This is a genomic window from Flavobacterium helocola, assembly GCF_038289885.1.
In the GTDB taxonomy this organism is placed as follows: Bacteria; Bacteroidota; Bacteroidia; order Flavobacteriales; family Flavobacteriaceae; genus Flavobacterium; species Flavobacterium cheniae.
On sequence record NZ_JBBYHT010000002.1, the window covers coordinates 50,336 to 70,883 of the forward strand.

Annotated in this window: 20 protein-coding genes; 9 read left to right on the forward strand and 11 right to left on the reverse strand. The window is 31.1% G+C overall.

All coding sequences use genetic code 11. The annotated features are described in order from the left end of the window. The first annotated feature begins 45 nt into the window (after window positions 1-45). Together AAEO58_RS05110 and AAEO58_RS05115 are read left to right on the forward strand one after the other, a co-directional pair. Complete coding sequence (locus AAEO58_RS05110) at window positions 46-1,677, forward strand: ABC-F family ATP-binding cassette domain-containing protein (protein WP_341682461.1); 1,632 nt, start codon at window positions 46-48, stop codon at window positions 1,675-1,677. Window positions 1,678-1,871: 194 nt separating this feature from the next. After that, window positions 1,872-4,058, forward strand: coding sequence for a tetratricopeptide repeat-containing hybrid sensor histidine kinase/response regulator (locus AAEO58_RS05115; RefSeq protein ID WP_341682463.1), 2,187 nt, complete (start codon window positions 1,872-1,874; stop codon window positions 4,056-4,058). A gap of 16 nt (window positions 4,059-4,074) precedes the next feature. Here the strand turns inward: AAEO58_RS05115 and AAEO58_RS05120 are convergent, their stop codons facing one another. The 10 genes from AAEO58_RS05120 to AAEO58_RS05165 all read right to left on the reverse strand — a co-directional run bounded on the left by AAEO58_RS05120 (window position 4,075) and on the right by AAEO58_RS05165 (window position 11,773). Then, window positions 4,075-4,611: a hypothetical protein gene (locus AAEO58_RS05120; protein ID WP_341682465.1), complete on the reverse strand. Its 537-nt coding sequence runs from the start codon at window positions 4,609-4,611 to the stop codon at window positions 4,075-4,077. Window positions 4,612-4,633: 22 nt separating this feature from the next. Continuing rightward, on the reverse strand, window positions 4,634-5,101 hold the full coding sequence (locus tag AAEO58_RS05125) for a hypothetical protein (RefSeq protein WP_341682466.1): 468 nt from the start codon (window positions 5,099-5,101) through the stop codon (window positions 4,634-4,636). An 82-nt stretch (window positions 5,102-5,183) separates the two neighbouring features. Next, window positions 5,184-6,377 (reverse strand): hypothetical protein, encoded by a 1,194-nt coding sequence (locus tag AAEO58_RS05130; protein WP_341682468.1) that lies wholly within the window; start codon window positions 6,375-6,377, stop codon window positions 5,184-5,186. A 15-nt stretch (window positions 6,378-6,392) separates the two neighbouring features. Further along, the gene (locus tag AAEO58_RS05135; protein ID WP_341682470.1) at window positions 6,393-6,734 is read right to left on the reverse strand and encodes an FEKKY domain-containing protein; all 342 of its coding nucleotides are present in this window, start codon (window positions 6,732-6,734) and stop codon (window positions 6,393-6,395) included. Further along, window positions 6,724-7,056, reverse strand: a complete 333-nt coding sequence (locus tag AAEO58_RS05140) for a hypothetical protein (protein WP_341682472.1) — start codon at window positions 7,054-7,056, stop codon at window positions 6,724-6,726. The genes AAEO58_RS05135 and AAEO58_RS05140 overlap by 11 nt, the downstream gene beginning before the upstream one ends. A gap of 8 nt (window positions 7,057-7,064) precedes the next feature. Beyond that, on the reverse strand, window positions 7,065-7,961 hold the full coding sequence (locus AAEO58_RS05145; RefSeq protein WP_341682474.1) for a hypothetical protein: 897 nt from the start codon (window positions 7,959-7,961) through the stop codon (window positions 7,065-7,067). Window positions 7,962-7,963: 2 nt separating this feature from the next. Then, window positions 7,964-8,497, reverse strand: a complete 534-nt coding sequence (locus AAEO58_RS05150; RefSeq protein ID WP_341682476.1) for an RNA polymerase sigma factor — start codon at window positions 8,495-8,497, stop codon at window positions 7,964-7,966. A gap of 224 nt (window positions 8,498-8,721) precedes the next feature. Next, window positions 8,722-9,417, reverse strand: a complete 696-nt coding sequence (locus tag AAEO58_RS05155; RefSeq protein WP_341682479.1) for an ABC transporter ATP-binding protein — start codon at window positions 9,415-9,417, stop codon at window positions 8,722-8,724. A gap of 20 nt (window positions 9,418-9,437) precedes the next feature. Then, on the reverse strand, window positions 9,438-10,901 hold the full coding sequence (locus AAEO58_RS05160) for a DUF5687 family protein (protein ID WP_341682480.1): 1,464 nt from the start codon (window positions 10,899-10,901) through the stop codon (window positions 9,438-9,440). A gap of 50 nt (window positions 10,902-10,951) precedes the next feature. Continuing rightward, entirely contained in the window at window positions 10,952-11,773 is an 822-nt protein-coding gene (locus tag AAEO58_RS05165; protein ID WP_341682481.1) for a DUF6929 family protein, read from the reverse strand. Window positions 11,774-11,859: 86 nt separating this feature from the next. Between AAEO58_RS05165 and AAEO58_RS05170 the strand changes: the two genes are divergently transcribed. The 7 genes from AAEO58_RS05170 to AAEO58_RS05200 all read left to right on the forward strand — a co-directional run bounded on the left by AAEO58_RS05170 (window position 11,860) and on the right by AAEO58_RS05200 (window position 18,868). Further along, on the forward strand, window positions 11,860-12,735 hold the full coding sequence (locus AAEO58_RS05170; protein WP_341682483.1) for a PPK2 family polyphosphate kinase: 876 nt from the start codon (window positions 11,860-11,862) through the stop codon (window positions 12,733-12,735). A 17-nt stretch (window positions 12,736-12,752) separates the two neighbouring features. Continuing rightward, window positions 12,753-13,322: a cob(I)yrinic acid a,c-diamide adenosyltransferase gene (locus tag AAEO58_RS05175; protein WP_133607867.1), complete on the forward strand. Its 570-nt coding sequence runs from the start codon at window positions 12,753-12,755 to the stop codon at window positions 13,320-13,322. A 167-nt stretch (window positions 13,323-13,489) separates the two neighbouring features. After that, entirely contained in the window at window positions 13,490-13,711 is a 222-nt protein-coding gene (locus AAEO58_RS05180; RefSeq protein WP_002986941.1) for a DUF2795 domain-containing protein, read from the forward strand. Window positions 13,712-13,798: 87 nt separating this feature from the next. Then, a complete protein-coding gene (secA, locus tag AAEO58_RS05185) occupies window positions 13,799-17,155 on the forward strand; it encodes a preprotein translocase subunit SecA (RefSeq protein WP_341682514.1) in 3,357 nt (1,118 codons plus the stop codon). A gap of 216 nt (window positions 17,156-17,371) precedes the next feature. Next, window positions 17,372-17,944 carry a hypothetical protein gene (locus AAEO58_RS05190; protein ID WP_341682515.1) on the forward strand — a complete coding sequence of 191 codons (573 nt, stop codon included), beginning with the start codon at window positions 17,372-17,374 and terminating at the stop codon, window positions 17,942-17,944. Window position 17,945: 1 nt separating this feature from the next. Then, a complete protein-coding gene (locus AAEO58_RS05195; RefSeq protein WP_341682516.1) occupies window positions 17,946-18,347 on the forward strand; it encodes a hypothetical protein in 402 nt (133 codons plus the stop codon). Window positions 18,348-18,367: 20 nt separating this feature from the next. Next, window positions 18,368-18,868, forward strand: coding sequence for a hypothetical protein (locus tag AAEO58_RS05200; RefSeq protein ID WP_341682517.1), 501 nt, complete (start codon window positions 18,368-18,370; stop codon window positions 18,866-18,868). A 160-nt stretch (window positions 18,869-19,028) separates the two neighbouring features. Here the strand turns inward: AAEO58_RS05200 and AAEO58_RS05205 are convergent, their stop codons facing one another. Further along, on the reverse strand, window positions 19,029-20,432 hold the full coding sequence (locus AAEO58_RS05205) for an FAD-binding oxidoreductase (RefSeq protein ID WP_341682518.1): 1,404 nt from the start codon (window positions 20,430-20,432) through the stop codon (window positions 19,029-19,031). Window positions 20,433-20,548: the final 116 nt, after the last annotated feature.

The window sequence follows — 20,548 nt, forward strand, 5'->3', positions numbered from 1 at the left end:
TAAAATGCCTTTTAGCTTTTTACTTATAACTTTTTACTTTAAAAAATGATTACAGTAAACGACATCGCCGTAGAATTTGGCGGAACCACTCTTTTTAGCGAAGTAACTTTTGCCATCAATGAAAATGATAAAATTGCCTTAATGGGTAAAAATGGAGCAGGAAAATCTACGCTTTTAAAAATTGTTGCCGGAGAAAATAAACCAACTCGTGGTGTAATTTCGGCGCCAAGCGATGCTGTAATTGCTTATTTGCCTCAGCATTTATTGACTTCTGATGATTGTACCGTGATGGAAGAAACATCAAAAGCGTTTGCTGATGTATTGAACATGAAGAAAGAAATCGACGAAATCAATGAGCAATTAACGATTCGTACCGATTATGAAAGTGATGAGTACATGAAATTGATTGAACGCGTTTCGGAATTATCTGAAAAATTCTATTCGATCGAAGAAGTAAATTATGAAGCCGAAGTTGAAAAAGTATTAAAAGGGTTAGGCTTTGAACGTGAAGATTTTACGAGACAAACTTCCGAATTTTCTGGAGGTTGGAGAATGCGAATTGAATTAGCAAAAATCCTTTTGAAAAAACCCGATTTAATTTTGTTAGATGAGCCTACGAATCACATGGATATCGAAAGTATTCAATGGTTAGAGGATTTCTTGATCAATCAGGCAAAAGCGGTTATGGTAATTTCCCACGATAAAACCTTTGTTGATAATATTACCAATCGTACTATTGAAGTTACAATGGGACGAATTTATGATTACAAAGCGGTATATTCTGAATATTTAGAATTGCGAAAAGATAGAAGAATTCACCAACAAAAAGCTTACGACGAGCAACAAAAATTCATCGCAGAAAATCAAGCATTTATTGATCGTTTTAGAGGAACTTTTTCCAAAACAGAATCGGTTCAATCGCGTGTAAAAATGTTGGAAAAAATTGTTCCAATCGAAGTAGACGAAATAGACACTTCGGCATTGAAATTAAAATTTCCACCTTCGCCACGTTCTGGGCAATATCCAGTTGTTGTAGAAGGTTTATCAAAAACGTATGGTGATCATGTGGTGTTCAAAGATGCCAATATGGTTATCGAGCGTGGTCAAAAAGTAGCTTTAGTTGGGAAAAATGGAGAAGGAAAATCAACCATGATTAAAGCGATTATGGGAGAAATTGATTTTGAAGGTAAGTTAGAAGTAGGGCACAATGCTCAAATTGGGTATTTTGCACAAAACCAAGCCTCATTGTTAGATGGAGAAATGACCATTTTTGAAACGATTGACCAAATTGCTGTTGGTGATGTTCGTACAAAAATCAAAGATTTATTAGGCGCGTTCATGTTCAAAGGAGACGATATTCAAAAGAAAGTAAAAGTACTTTCTGGAGGAGAAAAAACGCGTTTGGCTATGATTAAATTATTATTAGAACCCGTAAATGTTTTGATTCTGGATGAGCCAACGAATCACTTAGATATGAAAACCAAAGACATCATCAAAGATGCTTTACGCGATTTTGACGGAACTTTAATCTTAGTATCGCACGATCGTGATTTCTTAGACGGTTTAGCTGAAAAAGTATTTGAATTTGGACACAAACGAGTAAAAGAACATTTTGAAGATATTAAAGGATTCTTAGCGCATAAGAAAATGGATTCTTTGAAAGAGATTGAGAAATAAGATTTTTAAATTAATAATAAAAAGCTCCTTAAATGGAGCTTTTTTTGTTTTAAAACGTTTTGTTTCAGTTTATCTTTTTATTAATATTCTGACATATTTCTTGGTCAATTCAATAAAAATTTTAAATTTGTATACTTGCCCAAATATTTATTTCATTTTTAGCCTAAAATTTAACAAATCCCCTTTGATTAAAAATGTTTAAACAAGCTATTATATTTTTTTGTTTGCTATTCTTCTTCCAACTGTCCTTTGGACAAGGAATTGGATATAAAGATAAGTATGCAAGAGGTTTATATGATAAAGCTTTAAAAGGCTTAAACGATTTGAAATGTAGCGAATCTTTAATGTATTCTCAACAACTTCTAGAATACTCCTTAAAGAGAAATAAGTTCGATATGGTTGCGGCTTCTTACAATATCATCGGATTGAATTTTGAAGAATTTGGTGATTTAAAAAAATCCATTCAATATTATAATTCTGGAGTTTCTTATGCTCTATTAGCCAAAAATGATACGATAGAAAATTACTTGTATAATAACATTGGTAATTTGTATTATTTCAGACTGAAAGATTCTAAAAAAGGACTTTATTATTACCAAAAATCATATGAATTATCCAAGAGGTTAGATGTACCAAGAGATATCGCTTTTGCAGAAATTAATTTAGCCGATGTATATTTAGAATTAAATGAATTTGACAAAGGGAAATATTATCTGCAATTAGTAGAAAAAAAAATGTCGCCGGATGATTATGAAATGGGAATGTCGTATTATTCGTTAATGGGATATTATTATGAAATGCAAGGCGATTTTGTTAATGCCGAAAAAAATTATTTAAAATGTATTTCCGATTTTCAACATCAGGAGTTTGAATATCATAAATCACATCAAATGGACATTTATGCCATGATTTATGCATTTTATAAAAAGTATAAAAAAACAGACCTAGCGCTTTATTATTTAGAAAAGCACGATCAATTACAAGATGAACTTTTTAGTAAGGAAAGAAATATAGAAATAAAAATGGCGGGTGGCGATATTGAAGCACTTGAATATAAATATAAAGTGCAACAAATTGAAACAGAGAAAAGGATTCAGGAGCAAAAGATGAAAGCTTCAAGTCGTTTTAATAAAGTCGTTTTGTGGTTTCTTGGATTTGTAATAGTGTTTTTGATTTTTATTTTCAAAGGATTTGTAAATTATAGAAATTTAAGTAAAAAATTGTCTGATTATAATTTTCAATTGCAAGTGGCTCGAGAAAAATCAGAAGAGGCAACCCGATTGAAAACTCAGTTTTTATCTAATGTGAGTCATGAATTGCGAACACCTTTGTATGGCGTAATTGGAATGGCTGAAATTTTAGAAAGCGAACACAAAGAAATTAAAAAGAGTCCGTATTTTAATGCTTTAAAATTTTCTTCTCACTATCTTTTAACTTTGATTAACGATGTTTTAAACGTGTATAAAATTGAAGATAATGATATTAAATTCAATTATGAGAACATTAATGTTAGAGAAGAAATTGGCCACATAAAAGAATCAATGAATGTGATTGCGAAGTCTAATAAAAACGAGATTATTGTTTCAATTGCTGATGATGTTCCGCAATACATCAAAACTGATTTAACTCGATTTTCTCAAATTTTAATTAATTTAGCTAGCAATTCATTAAAATTCACTAAAAAAGGAAAAGTTACAATTAGTTTGTCTTTAGACAAGGTAAATGATAATTCGTTTTTGAAATTAGAGGTTTTAGATACAGGAATTGGAATTCCAGAAGAATACATTGATAAAATTTTTGAAAAATTTGTTCAGGTTGATGTTAATCTTCAAGAACAATACAAAGGAACAGGACTTGGATTATCTATTGTAAAACGTTTGGTTGAACTGTTCAAAGGTAGCATTTCAGTTGAAAGTAAAATTAATGAAGGCAGTAAGTTTACAGTTATGTTTCCTCATATTCCTGCTGATGAAATTGTAGCTTCTGACCAACTAAAAACTCATTCTCAGAAAAAGTTAAAGAACTTGAATATTTTAGTGGTAGAAGACAATAAGATCAATCAAATGGTGACTAAAAAACTGCTAGAGAAAAATGGTCACAGCTACCAAATGGCAGAAAACGGATTAGAAGCACTTCAATTAGTGGAACAAAATACTTTTGACATTATTTTAATGGATATCAATATGCCAATTATGAACGGAATTGAAGCTTCTATTAAGATGAGAAACCTTGGAATTAAAACGCCTATCATTGCTTTAACTGCTTCTGACAAAGAAAATATTCTAAAAGAAATTTTAGAAAAGAAAAATGGTCTTACCGATGTCTTAGTAAAACCATTTGAATATGCCGATTTAGAAAATGTTATTTCGAGGTATATTTAATTAAAGATAATGCTATCTAGTTCTTTGTTGAAATACTATAATTAATCAAATTTTTATAAAATCTAGGAAAACCAATGTTGTTGATTTCGGATGTTTTTAATTGCTTGTTATTAGCTACATTTAAAGTATCAGCTCTTACATCATCATACAATGGCATTTGCATAGAAACTAGTTTATTGTTTGATAAATTTAAGTTTTTTACAATCCCATCTGTATAATAAAAAGATTCAATTTTATTATTTGAAAAATTAACTAATTCAAGATTTCTTACATTATTAAAAATAACTTTTTTTGAAATCCTATTGCTACTAAAATTTAGTTTTTGAATTCCTTTTGGAAGTTTGTTTTCATCAAAAGCAGCTATTCTATTTTTGGAAATATTAAGTTCAATAATCGTGAATTTTGATAAATCGGGTTGTGTTTTTAAATTTCTATTTGATAAATCAAGATAATAAATGGTGTCAGATTGACTTAATTCATTACTATTGAATTTCGTATAAGTTTTGCAGCTTGATAATAGAATAAATATTATTAATGATATGAGTTTCTTCATAAATTTACTTTTAAAGTTAAAATTATAACTTCTTGAGTGTGTAATTATAAGGGTTGTTAGATTCTAAATGCATAGTAAAATGCAAATTGCCGTCTTTAAAATAGAATGATGCTTCTTTTTTTATTTTAATATTTGCAAGATTTGTTAAATCCAAAAATAGTAAGTTATTGATGATTTCATAAGTTCCTTTGAAAGTTGGTGATATCGCTTTTTCTGAAAAAAAATAATAAAACTCATTCTCACTTCTAAATTCGAAAATCACTTCTCTGTTATCTCCTCTAATTGAAGCTTTATAATCTTGTTGCGAAACTTTATTGCGATAGAGCTTTTGTGTTTTTTCTGATAAAACTATTGAATCATTTTGAACTTTATAATAATAATCGTTATTGTATATCTCAATAACTTTCCATTTACCAAGTAAAGCTTTGTTTTCTTGGCCAATTATCGTGTTCGATAAAAATAATATAAGAATCATAATTATTTGCTTCATAAAAATAGGGTTTCAAATTTCATTCCAAAACTTATTTTTTCTTCCACTTCTCAAAGTTTATAACTAACATTAGAAAGTTATTTTAGTCAAAATATTCTAATTCTCTTTTCCAAATATATAATTTCTTTCCATTAACTGATTTTATTTGTTCAATCCAATTTTTATTATTATCTAATACATATTCAAAATCAACTTGCGTTGTAATTCCGTTTTCTAAATACAATAATTTAGTAGGATATTCAGTCTCATTATAAAAATATTCTAATGTAATATTACTTTCAGGATATTTTGGAGAAATACTATAATCTTTTGTCTTTCTATTTAAATTATCATATTCAAATGTTTTGTAATAAGTTAAACTATCTTTATTGTCATAAAAATAAATATTTTTTATCAAGTCATTTTCATAAATAGTAACTTCTTTTCCAGAAAACTCTATAATATTACCATCATCGAAATTAGGATTATATGATTTAGTTTCAATTATTCTATTTTTTTCATCGTATTTGAATTCTCTGCTAATTTGGTCATTGCCATTTTTGGTTCTTTTTTGACGACTTCCTGTTTTAGTTTTTACCCAAATAAATGGTGAATGATTAATAATCTTTGTGTTTCTATTTTTAATATCATATTCAAATTTAGTTCCATAATCTTCGCCATATTCATCAAATTTTTTTAGTTCAATTAAATTACCTAAAAGATCATAATAGTATTCCGTAATCCTTTTTTCTTTTGGATATTCTGAATTAAAATATTCTTCTCTAATAATTTGATTTTTTTTATTAAAAACACTTTTTGTAGTTGAATAATTTTTATCAGAATCAATATTTTTTGATAAAATCAAATTATTGTTATCATCATATTGATTAACTGTTTTTGACAATTTATATGAATTAAATTCTTGATTGATTATTTTTCCATTAATATCATATTTATTTTCGCAAGAACTTAATATACTTTGGTTTTTATAATACCAAACGACTTTTAGAAGTCTATTGTTGTTGTCAAATTCTTTATAATAATTAATATAATGAACCCAATAAGTTTTATACCACCAAATATTAAATCTACTTTTTGTATATTCTTCACTTAAAAATCCATTATGCCCGTAATCACCTTCAGTACTAAAAAGTTTTAAATTTTGTCGATTTTCATCTAAAAAGATAAGTTGTTCTCTTATTGATTTTATTTTACCGTAAATAGTGTCCTTTGGTTGTGACAGTGAAATATTATAAAACAAAATAAAAGTTATAATTTTTAAAGAGTTCGATTTCATGTTTAATAGATTTTATTATTTTTTCTTCCACTTCTCAAAACCCATAACACTTTGCTTAATTTCTTTTTGCCATTGTTTTCCATAAGTTTTGTTTAGATAATTAAAAACCAATTCATTTTTAATTTCATATTCCTTAAAATTGGTAGGAGCAATGCAACCAAAATCGTGAAATTGAATATTGTATTTTTTAGCAAAAGCTAAATCTTCTTTGGTGATTACAGAAGCAATTCCGCCTAAGAAATAAATGGTTTTGGTATTTGAATTGATTTCGATTTTAATAGTATCATTTTGCTTTTTCTCTTGTGCATGAAGTGCAAAGGAGAAAAATAATGCTATGATTGTTAATTTAAAGTTCATGTTTAAATTCTTTATAAATTTTTCTTAGTTTTCTTTTTGAAATATTTTTAGTAGTTATTTTAATAACTCCAAACTTTCCTTTTTCGCCATATAATTCCATTGCTTTTTTATCTTTCAAGACCGTTACAGATTCGATATCGTTCGGATTCAAGTGTTCCATAACTTCATATTTTAAAATGGAATCATTTACTACAATTAATGGTTTTTCAGCTTTGATTGCCGTTACTGACTTTCTTGGTTTTGTTATAATGGTTTCTTGACTGTAACCTATATTTGAAGTCACAAAATATAGAAATAAGAGTATTGTTAATTGCCTTTTCATAATTAGATTTAGTTTTTTTTAATTGAAATAATCACAACCCCTTTTTCTCCTTTTTTACCATAAATTTTTACAGCATCTACAGGTTGGATGACTTCAATTTTTTCTATTTTTTGTTTGCTCAATGGCGCATACGGACTCGTTGGATTTTTTCCAAATAACGATTCTTCTGAATACTCCACTCCGTTAATAAAATAAATAGGTTCTTTTAGCTCAATAATTGAATCTATGTCATCAGGATTTAAATTAGAAAGGGATTCTTTGGTTAATTCTCCATCTACCAAAACTAAATCATCATTTGCTGTTTTTTTATCTTTTTCTTGAGTTTTTTCTGCTGAATTCATTGTAACATCATAACGTTTCCCTTTTGCTAAATAGCCTGAATTATTTATGGATGCTGAATTAGACATACTATTATTGTAACTCGGAACTAAACTCGTTTTTGCCATTTCTTGAACTTCTTCCATAGCAATAGGAGCAGAAAGTAGAACTTCTTTTTTCGATTTGTAATTGATTGTATCGTTAATCACAATGTTATTCTGAATTACGATTTGTTGCTGCAAAATTTGCTCCGCTTCTTTTTTAATTTCAGGAGTGGTGTTTACAAAACCATTCGCCGATTCTGGTGTTGGAATGTTATTTTTTGATGAATCAATCGTTGTAATCGTATTTTCTGGAATTATTACATTTTCTTTTTCTTGCAGTAAGAAAAAGGCTAATGTTCCCACTAAAACAATTGATGCAGCTACCGCTAATTTTTTCCACAAATGTTTCTCTTTTTGAAGTGTTTGTGTTTCCAACTTATCTTCAACGCGTGCCCAAATCTTCTCCATACCTGGAAAGTCTTTTTGCTCGGCATTTTCGGCAGCTTGTTGTATTTTTTTATATAATTTTTCTTCTGTTCCCATGACTATTTTGCTTTTTGATAATAAAAAGTTCTTACCAATTCTTTTAATTTACTTTTTGCCGCGTTCAATTGCGATTTGGATGTTCCTTCACTTATGCCTAATTGTTCTGCAATTTCTTTGTGCGAATAGCCTTCAATCACAAACAAATTAAAAATCGTTTGACATCCATCGGGAATATAATTCAGTAAATTGAGCAAATCTTCTTCTTCTAAATCGGTGACTTCATCTGCCAAGGGTTGTGAATTGTAGCTCACATCTTCCAAATACAAATTAAAGTTGATGTTCTTTTTAATTTGTAAAAGGCAATTGTTCACCGTTATTTTTCGCGCCCAAGCTTCAAAAGCCAAATCCTCTTTTAATTGATCTATTTTTGTAAATATGGTAAAAAAAGCATCGGCCAATACTTCTTCAATTTCTTCCTCCTTTTTTAAATACCGTTTACACAAACGATAGAGTTTTGGCGCCATAGTTTCATACACCAAGCGTTGCGCTTCGCGGTGTTGTTTTCGGCAGCCTTGTATGTGTTTTACATCCATAAAATGTTTTTATTGTCAAAATTCAAACTCAAGTTCAAATTCAATGTTCAAATTTTTTTACTTTTTGTACTTGAACTTGAACTTGACATTGTTCTTGTTCTTGACTTCGCTTTTTTATATAGAGCAGAAAAGTTAGGAAAAGGTTGGGACGACTTTAAAATATTTTAAAAAAAAAATCGCAAGTGATGAAACTTGCGATTATAAAAGTATGAAATAATACAGTGTTACACTGCGAAAAACGCTTCTAATTCTTTCAATGTTTCTTCTGAGGTGTTGATGTCTTTAACTACTTCACCCTTATTTAAAGCTACAATTCGGTTACAAACTTCTACAGTGTGAATTAAATCGTGACTTGAAATTAAAACGGTAACATCTGGATTTTCGGCTAATTCTTTTACAATTTTCTTTAATCGGTTTACCGTTGTTGGATCTAAATTTGCAAATGGTTCATCTAAAATCACTACTTCTGGATTTCCAATTAAAGTAGCAATAATGCCCACTTTTTTCATATTTCCTTTCGATAAATCGCGAAGATATTTTTTGGTATTTAGAATTTCGTTATTAAAAAATTCTTCATATTTTTTTAATAAAGCATCAACATCGGCTTTATTTTGACCGCGTAATTCACCAATAAAATAGAAATATTCTTCGGCAGTTAAATAACCAATTAAGAAACTTTCATCTAAAAAAGCGCCTGTAAAGTTTTTCCAATTTTCGCTTGTGTTTACTTCTATATTGTGATTGATAATTCCTCCAGTAGTTGGTTCAATTAAATCTAATAATAAACTAAAAAAAGTTGTTTTTCCCGCACCATTATTCCCTACTAAACCAAAACTTTGTCCCTTAGGAATTTCTAATTCTTGAATATTTAAAACCGTGGTAGCGTTATATTTTTTTGTAAGATTATTTACTTGTATCATGATAATTTATTGGATTTAAATTAATTTTTTTGTTTGTAAGCCACAATAGCATTGTATTTTTCTTTCTGAAATATTTTTTCAATAAGCATGAATAGTCTCGATTTGAAAAGCAATCCTAAAAGTCCAAAAACGGCAATTAATGCTATTCCAATATAAATATTGTCTATTAAAAGTCCGACTCCAAAAAGTAAAATTGGAATAAGCATTTGTGGTAATGAAAATAATAAGGTTTTTACATTGAACGCTTTTTTATCTCCAAAAGCTCCTTTCGCAGACTCTAAGTCAATCGCAGTTCTAGTGTAAGCGCCTGTGAACAATACTAAAAACGAATTAAATCCAATATTATATATACCAACAGCCAATATTGTAATATAAACATCCCATCCAAAGAAAATATAAAAGGAAGCTAAAAGCATGCTAATTGCTGTTCCAATAACCATTAGCCACCATTTAGAATTCAAATATTCTTTGTACGAAATACTTTGTGTCATCATTAATTGGTAATAAGAACTGTCCCAACTTGGTACAAACTGTCCAAAGTTAATTAAGAATCCACCCGTTACAAAAACCGCAGCAAAGGCTTGCATCACTGAATTTTTATAAATTTCTTGTGGAAAAAATATCAAGCCATAAAACAAGAAAAATAAACTCATGTATAAAGTTGTTTTTGCTCGTTTATTTCGCATTAATAGTTTAATGTCGTTTTTTAAGAAAGTTCCTAAAGTTCCAAATTGATTCAACCAAGTTAAGTCGTTTGAAGTAGCTAAGCTCTTTTTAATATGTAATCTTTCATCTAACGTTAAATCTTTTTTGAAGAAATTAAATGTGAAATAATAGATGATTACTAAGGCAAAAATTGGAAGTAAAACCATCCAAACATGCTCATACAAACCTTGAAAGAAAGGTTGTGTATAAATAGTAATATCAAATAATTTATAATATTGAGAAGCAATTAATCCGATAACAATTGTAGCTACAATTCCGAAGATAACATCTTTATTGTTGATTAAAATATTCAAGAAATTGATGAATAATATCACGGTCAAAATTCCTAAATGCCAAGTAATTACGCCTAATATACTATATCCATTTATCAGTAAAATAATACTGAATGGAATAAAAAAGAAAGCATGTGTCGTATTAAAATAGTTTAAAACCGTTTTGCCTAAAGAAAAATGTACAATTGTGTTTTTCTTGATTGGTAAAACTAGCAACGGTCTAATTGTTAATGTTGGAATTTTTTGAAAAAAATAGCGCATCATCATATCGGCAAAAAGATAATAAATCATAAACTTATTTACCGTTTGTAAAGGTTCTAAGCCAGCTTTTTTTATTCCGTAAAAGGCTCCAATACCAGCAAAAACAAACATCGCAGCAAAATATAAGAATATTAGCGCCATGAAAATTTTAAAAGCCAAATTGGTTTTAAACGATGCCGACCGAACAAAAGATTTCCATTCGAGAGTAAGAAAATGTTTAATCATAATTTTTTTGGTTTCTTATTTGTAGTATTTTCTTATCAAACGTTACGAATTTATTTCTGAAAGTTCAACTTATAAATTTCAGCTTCTAAATTCTCGGTATCATTGTCTTCGCAAAGTAAAAATTCTAATTCGGTTTCTGTTTCATTATAAAGTGTGATACCTTCAAATTTTTGATGTTCCGATAATAATTGAACATCTATAATTTCAAATGTTGGTGCGTGCATGATGCCTAAAATGGTTCCTAAAACTTCACCATCTTCATAAGTAGATGTTGTGTTTTCGGCGCAAGCCAAGAAATAAATTTTATCGCCAACCAATATTGCATCGGTAAAAGTGGTTTCTACATTATCTAGTGTTGGAAGCGAAATCGGTACAAATCGAATACCGTCTTCTTGATGATTTGGGATAATAAAAATGCCATTTTGACTATTCTTTGAATTTCCTCTTTGAAAAAGTAACATGGTTTGATGCGCATAAATCGCACCTTCAATATTTAATTGGTCATCAGTAAACGAACCAACATCTTTTAATTTTTGGTATAGAGCTGATAAATTTTGTGATTGTAAAGCATCGGATCCTAAATCTAAAGTGAACATCGAATTTCTTTTTTCTGTTGACCCAGAGCCTAACATAATTAGCTGATTGCCATATTGTGTGATGCTTTCTAAATCGGGTTTGTTTACTTTTTCAATGTTTTCTTTAGCGTCTTTTACCAATGGGAATTTTAGTAAAAGTTTTTTTGCGATGTCATATTGGTATAAAAAATTACTCGAATCTGAAATAACAAATAAAACATTTTGTGAGTACAACAAGCCAGATGGCGCTGCAATACCTTTTATAGTGAAGAGATTTGTAAGTTTGAAATTTTCCATATTTTTACCGATAACTTTATGAAGTTTTTAAGTCAGAAATTGCCCATAAAAGTACTATTTTTACACTTATTAAAAAGCGATACAAAATGGAAAACATAAATATTGAAGATTTTAAAGTAAAAACAACTATTAAGTTGGCTGATTTTGCTACGAAATTAGATATCGATACTGATAAAGACCAAGAAGAATTAGCGTTAGATAAAATCCAGAAAAAGCTTTCTAAAAAACAAGACGCTATGTATGCACACAATCGTCATGCTTTCTTAATTTGCTTGCAAGGCATGGATACTAGTGGGAAAGACAGTTTAATTCGTGAGGTTTTCAAAGAATTTAATCCGCGTGGAGTAGTGGTTCACAGTTTTAAAACACCAAATTCAACCGAATTAGAACACGATTATTTATGGCGTCATTATTTGGCTTTGCCTGAAAAAGGAAAATTTGCTGTTTTTAATCGAACGCATTATGAAAATGTTTTGGTAACTCGAGTACATCCTGAATATATTTTGTTTGAAAACTTGCCAGGGATTGAAAAAGTGGAAGATATTACGCCTCAATTTTGGGAAAATCGAATGGAACAAATGGTGAATTTCGAAAAGCACCTTTCTCAAAACGGTACTAAAATTTTGAAGTTCTATTTTCACATGAGTAAAGACGAACAAAGAGAACGTTTGCTAAAACGTTTAGAAAATCCAGAAGACAATTGGAAATTCAGCACTGGCGATTTAAAAGAACGTGAGCGTTGGGAAGATTATATGAAATATTACGAAGAAGCCATCAATAAAACATCAACTGATTTTGCGCCTTGGTACATAATTCCAGCTGATGATAAAGGTGTTGCGAGATACATTGTAGCTAAAACCATTTGGGAAGAGATGGAAAAACTAACCGATATTACCGAACCCGAATTAGATCCAAAAGTAAAATCGAATATCGAAGTGTATCGTGAACAATTAAAAAAATAATTTCAAGAATATTAAAAATGAAAGTATATACAAAAACTGGCGATACCGGAACCACAGCATTGTTTGGTGGAACGCGTGTGCCAAAACATCATATCAGAATTGAAAGTTATGGAACGGTTGATGAATTAAATTCCCATATCGGATTAATTCGCGACCAAGACATGAGCGATTTGTACAAAAATGTATTAATTGAGGTACAAGATAGATTATTCACAGTCGGAGCTATTTTAGCCACACCACCTGAAAAAGAAACCCTTAAAAACGGTCAACCACGCTTGCAAAACCTGGGAATTGTGGAATCAGATATCGAATTTTTGGAAAATGAAATCGATACCATGGAAGAAGCGTTACCACCAATGACACATTTTGTTTTGCCAGGTGGACATACAACGGTGTCATATTGTCATATTGCACGCTGTGTATGCCGTAGAGCCGAGCGTTTAGCAGTACATTTGAATGACATAGAACCGACAGACGAACGTGTAATTAAGTACCTAAACCGACTTTCTGACTATCTTTTTGTGTTGGCACGAAAGTTGTCCCATGATTTGAACGCTGATGAAGTACAATGGATTCCTAGAAAATAGTGTTCGATAATCAGTTTTAAGTGTTCAGTACGCCTGAAAACAGAGATGAAAAGTCATGTTTTGAGCACTTAAAAAAAAACGTTCTTAAATTTTAATAAAAAAAGTAAAAAAAAACTTGCCTTATTGGGTAATAAATTTATTTTTGCATAAACTTAAATCGATAAAAGATGTATTGGACATTAGAATTAGCGTCATACTTAAGTGATGCGCCTTGGCCAGCAACCAAAGATGAACTTATCGACTATGCTATCAGAACTGGGGCTCCATTAGAAGTAGTGGAAAACTTGCAATCTATAGAAGACGAAGGAGAAATCTATGAATCAATGGAAGAGATTTGGCCTGATTATCCTACTGACGAAGATTATCTTTGGAATGAGGATGAATATTAAAAAATAAATAAACACAACAGAAACAAGTCTCTTTACTGAGACTTTTTTTGTGGTTATATTTGCAAACCTATTTAGAAAATAAAAATTATGAGTATCATAAATTCCATATTGAAAGCTTTTGTGGGGGACAAATCGGAGAAAGATGTAAAAGCGATTCAACCACTTATTAACAAAGTAAAATCTTTTGAGAGTGCTTTACAAGCATTGTCTCATGATGAATTGCGTGCTAAAACAGCCGAATTCAAAGCTAAAATTAAAAATGCTCGCGCTGAAAAAGATGCTAAAATCGCTTCTTTAAAACAAGACGCAGAGCAAACTCAAGACATTGATGCTCGTGAAGATATTTATGCTGAAATCGACAAAATCGAGAAAGAAGCTTATGAAATTTCTGAGAAAGTATTAAACGAAATTCTTCCAGAAGCGTTTGCAGTAGTGAAAGAAACAGCTCGTCGTTTTAAAGAAAATACGTCAATCACGGTTACCGCTACTCCAAAAGACAGAGAGTTATCGGCAACTAAATCGTATATCGCAATTGAAGGTGATAACGCTACTTGGGCCAATTCTTGGAATGCAGCTGGTAAAGCTATTACTTGGGATATGATTCACTACGACGTTCAGTTAATTGGTGGAGTTGTGTTGCATCAAGGTAAAATTGCCGAAATGCAAACAGGAGAAGGAAAAACATTAGTAGCAACATTGCCATTATACTTGAATGCCTTAACCGGAAACGGTGTGCATTTAGTAACTGTGAATGACTACTTAGCAAAACGTGATAGTACTTGGAAAGCACCTTTATTCGAGTTTCACGGCTTAACTGTAGATTGTATTGACAATCACCAACCAAACTCTCCAGAAAGAAGAAAAGCATATGAAGCCGATATTACTTATGGGACAAATAACGAATTTGGTTTCGATTATTTGAGAGATAATATGGCACATGCTCCAGAAGATTTGGTACAACGCAAACATAATTTTGCCATTGTTGATGAGGTCGATTCAGTTTTAGTAGATGATGCGAGAACACCTTTAATTATTTCTGGACCAGTTCCTCAAGGTGATCGTCATGAGTTTAATGAATTAAAACCTAAAGTTGAAAACCTAGTTACTTTACAACGTAAATTAGCTACGGATTGTTTAACCGAAGCAAAACGTTTATTCAAAGAAGGTAACAATAAAGACGCTGGATTTAATTTATTACGTTCGTACAGAGCATTACCAAAAAGCAAAGCTTTAATCAAATTCTTATCGGAAGAAGGAGTTAAACAATTACTTCAAAAAACCGAAAACCAATACATGCAAGATAATAACAGAGAAATGCCAAAAATTGATGAGGCACTTTACTTTGTTATCGAAGAAAAAAATAATCAAGTTGAGTTAACGGATAACGGAATCCAATTCTTATCACAAGATACAGATGCACAATTCTTTGTTTTACCAGATATTGGGACAGGAATTGCTCAAATTGAAAGAGAAAATTTAGAGCCAGAAGTAGCTGCAGAACGTAAAGAAGAATTATTCCGTGATTTCTCAATAAAATCTGAACGTATTCACACGTTAACGCAGTTATTAAAAGCTTATACTTTATTTGAAAAAGATACCGAATACGTTATCATGGACAATAAAGTAATGATTGTAGATGAGCAAACAGGACGTATCATGGATGGTCGTCGTTACTCAGATGGTTTACACCAAGCAATCGAAGCTAAAGAAAACGTAAAAATCGAAGCTGCTACTCAAACATTTGCAACCGTTACGTTACAGAATTATTTCCGTATGTACAGCAAATTAGGAGGAATGACAGGAACTGCGTCAACTGAAGCAGGTGAGTTCTGGGAAATCTACAAATTAGACGTAGTGGAAATCCCTACCAACCGTCCAATGGCGCGTAAAGATAAAGACGATTTAATTTATAGAACCGTTCGTGAAAAATTCAACGCAGTTATCGAAGATGTAGTACAATTATCAAATTCGGGAAGACCTGTATTAATTGGAACAACATCGGTAGAGATTTCGGAATTATTAAGCCGAATGTTAAAAATTAGAGGTATTCAACATAATGTATTGAATGCTAAAATGCACAAAAGTGAAGCAGAAATTGTAGCTGAAGCAGGAAAACCTGGAGTTGTTACAATTGCAACCAATATGGCTGGTCGTGGTACCGATATTAAATTATCTGACGAAGTGAAAAAAGCAGGTGGTTTAGCAATTATCGGAACAGAACGTCACGATTCGCGTCGTGTTGACCGTCAGTTAAGAGGTCGTGCTGGTCGTCAAGGAGATGTAGGTAGTTCTCAATTCTACGTGTCTTTGGAGGATAACTTAATGCGTTTATTTGGTTCTGAAAGAGTAGCGAAAGTTATGGATAGAATTGGTTTGAAAGAAGGTGAAGTAATTCAGCATTCTATGATGACAAAATCTATCGAAAGAGCTCAGAAAAAAGTAGAAGAAAACAACTTTGGAGTTCGTAAACGTTTGTTAGAATATGACGACGTAATGAATGCACAAAGAGAAGTAGTATACAAAAGAAGACGTCACGCTTTACATGGAGAACGTTTGAAAGTGGATATTGCAAACATGATGTACGACACTTGCGAACTAGTAGTGGAACAAAACAAACTAGCAGAAGATTTCAAAAATTTCGAATTTGAATTAATTCGTTACTTCTCTATTAGCGCTCCCGTTTCACAATCAGAATTTGCAAAATTATCAGCAAGAGAGATTACTGGAAAAACATACAAAGCGGTTTTAGCTCATTACGAAGAAAAAATCACTAGAGATGCACGCGAAGCGTATCCAATCATTAAAAATGTATACGAAAACAACAATGGTCAGTACCAAAGAATTATTGTGCCATTCTCTGACGGAATCAAATCATTAAATGTGGTTACCGATTTAGAAAAAGCATATGCTTCAGAAGGACGTTCGTTAGTGGCTGATTTCGAGAAAAACATCACTTTGGCTATTGTGGACGAAGCTTGGAAAAAACACTTACGTAAAATGGACGAATTGAAACAATCGGTTCAGTTGGCGGTTCACGAACAAAAAGATCCATTGTTGATTTACAAATTCGAAGCGTTCAACTTGTTCAAGAAAATGATCGATGATGTAAATAAAGAAGTAATTTCATTCTTATTCAAAGGAGATTTGCCTTCTCAAAATACTTCTGAAATTCAAGAAGCTAAGCAAGTGCAACAAAAAGAAAACTATACTGAAACTAAAGAAGATTTAGATAGCGAAGATACAGCAGCACAAGCAAAAAGAGCAGGAGAAATGGCAAGTCAAAGACCTCAAGTAACAGAAACGATTACAAGAGAAATGCCAAAAATCAATCGTAATGACACTGTTACTATCAAACACGTAATGAGTGGAAAAAGCGAAACCATGAAATATAAAAAGGCAGAAAGCATGATTGCTTCTGGCGAATGGGTTTTGGTTAACGAATAATTAAAACACATAAATAAACTAATCCTCAATTGCTAAAAGTAGTTGGGGATTTTTTTTGAAACACATAGTCACATAGGTTAATTAATTTGCTATGTGAATTATGCTAAGTGAAACGCCTAAAAATAAAGACATAGTAAATCTTATGTGTCTATGTGTTTAATTTTATTTGTGTTTCATCAAAACTAACTATCTTTGATAAAATTAAAATCACTCAAAATGAAAACCAAAATTCTATTCATCGCATTCTTCATTTTTCAAACTATTGCTGTTTTAGCGCAAGACATGACGTCTTTAAAAACCGAGGCGCTTAAGTCGTATAAAGCAGGAGTAAATATGAATTTTGATGCCATTTTTGAAACTACCTATCCAAAAGTATTTGATATTATTCCACAAGAGCAAATGAAGACAATGTTTGGTCAAATGATGGAGAACGAACAATTTTCAATCAAATTAGTAGAAGTGGAACCTGGTTTTTCATTTGGTGAAATCAAGAAAATTGAAGGAAAAACGTTTTGTCTTATTGGACATAATAATGTGATGACCATGCAGTTTAAAGAGCCTATGGAAGATGCGGAATCTATGACAGATATTTTTAAATCGTCAATGAATGCTGAAAAAGTGACCTATGATAAAGCAACAAATACGTTTCGTATTGAAATGCGTTCAACCTTAATTGCTGTTGCTGACGAATTGACTAAAAACCAATGGAAATTTTTGAATAAAGACAAGGACAACAAATTGTTTTCTATGATTTTTGATGAAAAAATTGTAAAAGCTTTAGACTTATAACATGAACGAAAATAACATCACTTATACCGAATTTTTTAACCAAGTTAGAGCAAGTATTTCGAAAGGTACTTTTGCCAAATTAACGTTGGCTAAAACCGTTGGAAAACCTGAATTACAGAACATTTACGTGAAAACCATCGTAGAAGACAATATCTTAAAATTGTCGATGACATATAAAATTTACACTACCGAAAAGCAAGAATTAGTGAAAATCTGCAAATTAGACGATTTAGAAGCAGAGTTAATTCCGCACATCAACAACCCATTTTTATCCGCGTTGTTATTTACTACCGAAGCTGATATTAATCTAAAATTAAACAAAAAACGCGTGGCAAGGATTGACGAACAAGCACCAACGTTTAAAAATGCGGATGCGAGTTTGATGGAGTTTTTAGGGAAGTAGTAATTATAAATACTTTTGAGATGGAATATCCAAACTTTAATAAACAATTATTAAACACTCTCGAAAATGGAAAAACAACTATTGAGGAGTTAAAAGCAATTGAACCTATAATGATTGAAAATTGTAAGTCAAGTATAAAACTTATGTACAATTATTATTTTGCAACAATTGTTTTAGCAATTCTTTGGTTTTTAATTGATAAATCTATTGTAAGCGAAGTAAAAATATTAGATGTAACTGTTAATAACAAACAAATTTTATTATTAAGTATTCCTTTTCTCTCGATTATATGTTATTATTTTACTATTTCATATATGGCTTTTAATCAATTAATTGATGCTGGACTCAAACTAATTCAAAGTAAATTATATCCTAATATTAGTGAAGGTTCAATAATGGAATTATTGATTTATCCTTCTTTGATTGAGTTAGAATCAATAAAAGTTAGATTGTCAAATGATTCATTATGGAGTAATTTGGGTTTTATTTTATTTCATTTCTGTTTTTGTTTACTCCATTAATTCTGAATGGAGTAATATGTTGGAGTTTGTTTTTTAATAAATGGACACCTATTTTTTTTCCGATTATTTACATTTTAATAATGGGGAAAATTATGTTAAATATTATATTTTATATAAGACAAGTTATATAAAGCGGATTATTAACAGTAACAGTTTTATTTTAAATGTATTCCCCATCAGGAAAAATCTTCCCAGGATTCAACACATTATTGGGGTCAAAAATGGCTTTGATGCGTTCCATTAATTCCAAATGCACTTTTGAAAACGCGATATCCATGTAGTTTTTTTGTACCAAGCCAATGCCGTGTTCACCAGAAAGCGTTCCTTTTAAACCAACCGTCAATTCAAAAATTTCACGAATACCTTTTGGAACTTCGGTTTTCCAATTGTCGTCGGTCATGTTGCCTTTGATGATGTTTACGTGTAAATTACCATCGCCCGCATGTCCATAACACACCGATTGAAAACCATATTTAGCACCAATTTCTTTGATACCTTTTAATAATTTAGGTAACTCATATCTTGGTACAACCGTATCTTCTTCTTTATAAATGGAATTCGCTTTTACCGCTTCCGCCACAGAGCGACGTATTTTCCATAGTGCATTTTTTTGTTCTTCGGTATCGGCAAACAACACTTCGTCGATTTCAAATTGTTCTACTACTGCCAAAATTTGTTCCGCTTCTTGCATTAAAATTTCTGGATAATTACCATCTACTTCAATCAACAAATGCGCCTGAACGTTATCTTTGACTTCCACATTCAACCCATCGACAAATTTCAATGTCCAATCAATCGCATCGCGTTCCATAAACTCTAAAGCACTTGGGATAATTCCTGCTCTAAAAATCGCTGAAACCGCTTCACACGCTTGCTCTGCTTTATAAAACGGAACCAAAAGTAAAAAGTTATGTTTATTTTGAGGTAATAATTTCAATACAATTTTTGTCACGATTCCCAAAGTTCCTTCACTACCAACCATTAATTGCGTAAGGTTGTAACCCGTTGAATTTTTCAACGTATTAGCACCTGTCCAAATGATGTCTCCTGTTGGTAAAACTACTTCTAAATTCAGGACATAATCTTTCGTAACACCATATTTCAAAGCTCTTGCGCCACCAGAATTTTCTGCAATATTTCCACCAATAAAACAACTTCCCATACTACTTGGATCTACGGGATAAAACAAGCCTTTTTCGGCAACAGCTTCACGTAAAACTTGCGTAATTACGCCAGGCTGAGTTGTAACTTGTAAATTTTGTTCATCAATTTCAATAATCTGATTGAATCGCTCCATTGAAATTCCAATTCCACCATAAATAGATAAAGCACCACCACTCAAACCGGTACGAGCACCAATCGGTGTTGTCGGAATTTTATACGTATTCGAAACTATTAAAATTTGCGCAACTTCTTCAGTATTGGCAGGTTTTACCACCACATGAGGCGGAAAACTCAAATCTTCCGTTTCGTCGTGACCATATGTTTTACGAGTAGCTTCATCAGTAAAAATATAAGCCGAACCTACAATGTTTTCAAGCGCAAGTAATATTTCAGGATTCATAGTGTACAATTGAAGTGTAAAGATAATTAATTTTATGTTTTTTGGGACACAGAATTTTTCGCTCGCAAAAGCGTTAAGTCGCAAAGATTTCAAAAAAACTTGGCGGAACTTTGTGT

Excerpts from the sequence above, each read along its gene's own strand:
- AAEO58_RS05180 (WP_002986941.1), top strand. The coding sequence starts at position 13,490 with ATGTATTGGACATTAGAATTAGCGTCATACTTAAGTGATGCGCCTTGG.
- AAEO58_RS05200 (WP_341682517.1), top strand. The coding sequence starts at position 18,368 with ATGGAATATCCAAACTTTAATAAACAATTATTAAACACTCTCGAAAAT.
- AAEO58_RS05130 (WP_341682468.1), bottom strand. The coding sequence starts at position 6,377 with ATGAAATCGAACTCTTTAAAAATTATAACTTTTATTTTGTTTTATAAT.
- AAEO58_RS05195 (WP_341682516.1), top strand. The coding sequence starts at position 17,946 with ATGAACGAAAATAACATCACTTATACCGAATTTTTTAACCAAGTTAGA.
- AAEO58_RS05175 (WP_133607867.1), top strand. The coding sequence starts at position 12,753 with ATGAAAGTATATACAAAAACTGGCGATACCGGAACCACAGCATTGTTT.
- AAEO58_RS05205 (WP_341682518.1), bottom strand. The coding sequence starts at position 20,432 with ATGAATCCTGAAATATTACTTGCGCTTGAAAACATTGTAGGTTCGGCT.
- AAEO58_RS05145 (WP_341682474.1), bottom strand. The coding sequence starts at position 7,961 with ATGGGAACAGAAGAAAAATTATATAAAAAAATACAACAAGCTGCCGAA.
- AAEO58_RS05140 (WP_341682472.1), bottom strand. The coding sequence starts at position 7,056 with ATGAAAAGGCAATTAACAATACTCTTATTTCTATATTTTGTGACTTCA.
- AAEO58_RS05190 (WP_341682515.1), top strand. The coding sequence starts at position 17,372 with ATGAAAACCAAAATTCTATTCATCGCATTCTTCATTTTTCAAACTATT.
- AAEO58_RS05125 (WP_341682466.1), bottom strand. The coding sequence starts at position 5,101 with ATGAAGCAAATAATTATGATTCTTATATTATTTTTATCGAACACGATA.
- AAEO58_RS05160 (WP_341682480.1), bottom strand. The coding sequence starts at position 10,901 with ATGATTAAACATTTTCTTACTCTCGAATGGAAATCTTTTGTTCGGTCG.
- AAEO58_RS05110 (WP_341682461.1), top strand. The coding sequence starts at position 46 with ATGATTACAGTAAACGACATCGCCGTAGAATTTGGCGGAACCACTCTT.
- AAEO58_RS05150 (WP_341682476.1), bottom strand. The coding sequence starts at position 8,497 with ATGGATGTAAAACACATACAAGGCTGCCGAAAACAACACCGCGAAGCG.
- secA (WP_341682514.1), top strand. The coding sequence starts at position 13,799 with ATGAGTATCATAAATTCCATATTGAAAGCTTTTGTGGGGGACAAATCG.
- AAEO58_RS05120 (WP_341682465.1), bottom strand. The coding sequence starts at position 4,611 with ATGAAGAAACTCATATCATTAATAATATTTATTCTATTATCAAGCTGC.
- AAEO58_RS05135 (WP_341682470.1), bottom strand. The coding sequence starts at position 6,734 with ATGAACTTTAAATTAACAATCATAGCATTATTTTTCTCCTTTGCACTT.
- AAEO58_RS05115 (WP_341682463.1), top strand. The coding sequence starts at position 1,872 with ATGTTTAAACAAGCTATTATATTTTTTTGTTTGCTATTCTTCTTCCAA.
- AAEO58_RS05165 (WP_341682481.1), bottom strand. The coding sequence starts at position 11,773 with ATGGAAAATTTCAAACTTACAAATCTCTTCACTATAAAAGGTATTGCA.
- AAEO58_RS05170 (WP_341682483.1), top strand. The coding sequence starts at position 11,860 with ATGGAAAACATAAATATTGAAGATTTTAAAGTAAAAACAACTATTAAG.
- AAEO58_RS05155 (WP_341682479.1), bottom strand. The coding sequence starts at position 9,417 with ATGATACAAGTAAATAATCTTACAAAAAAATATAACGCTACCACGGTT.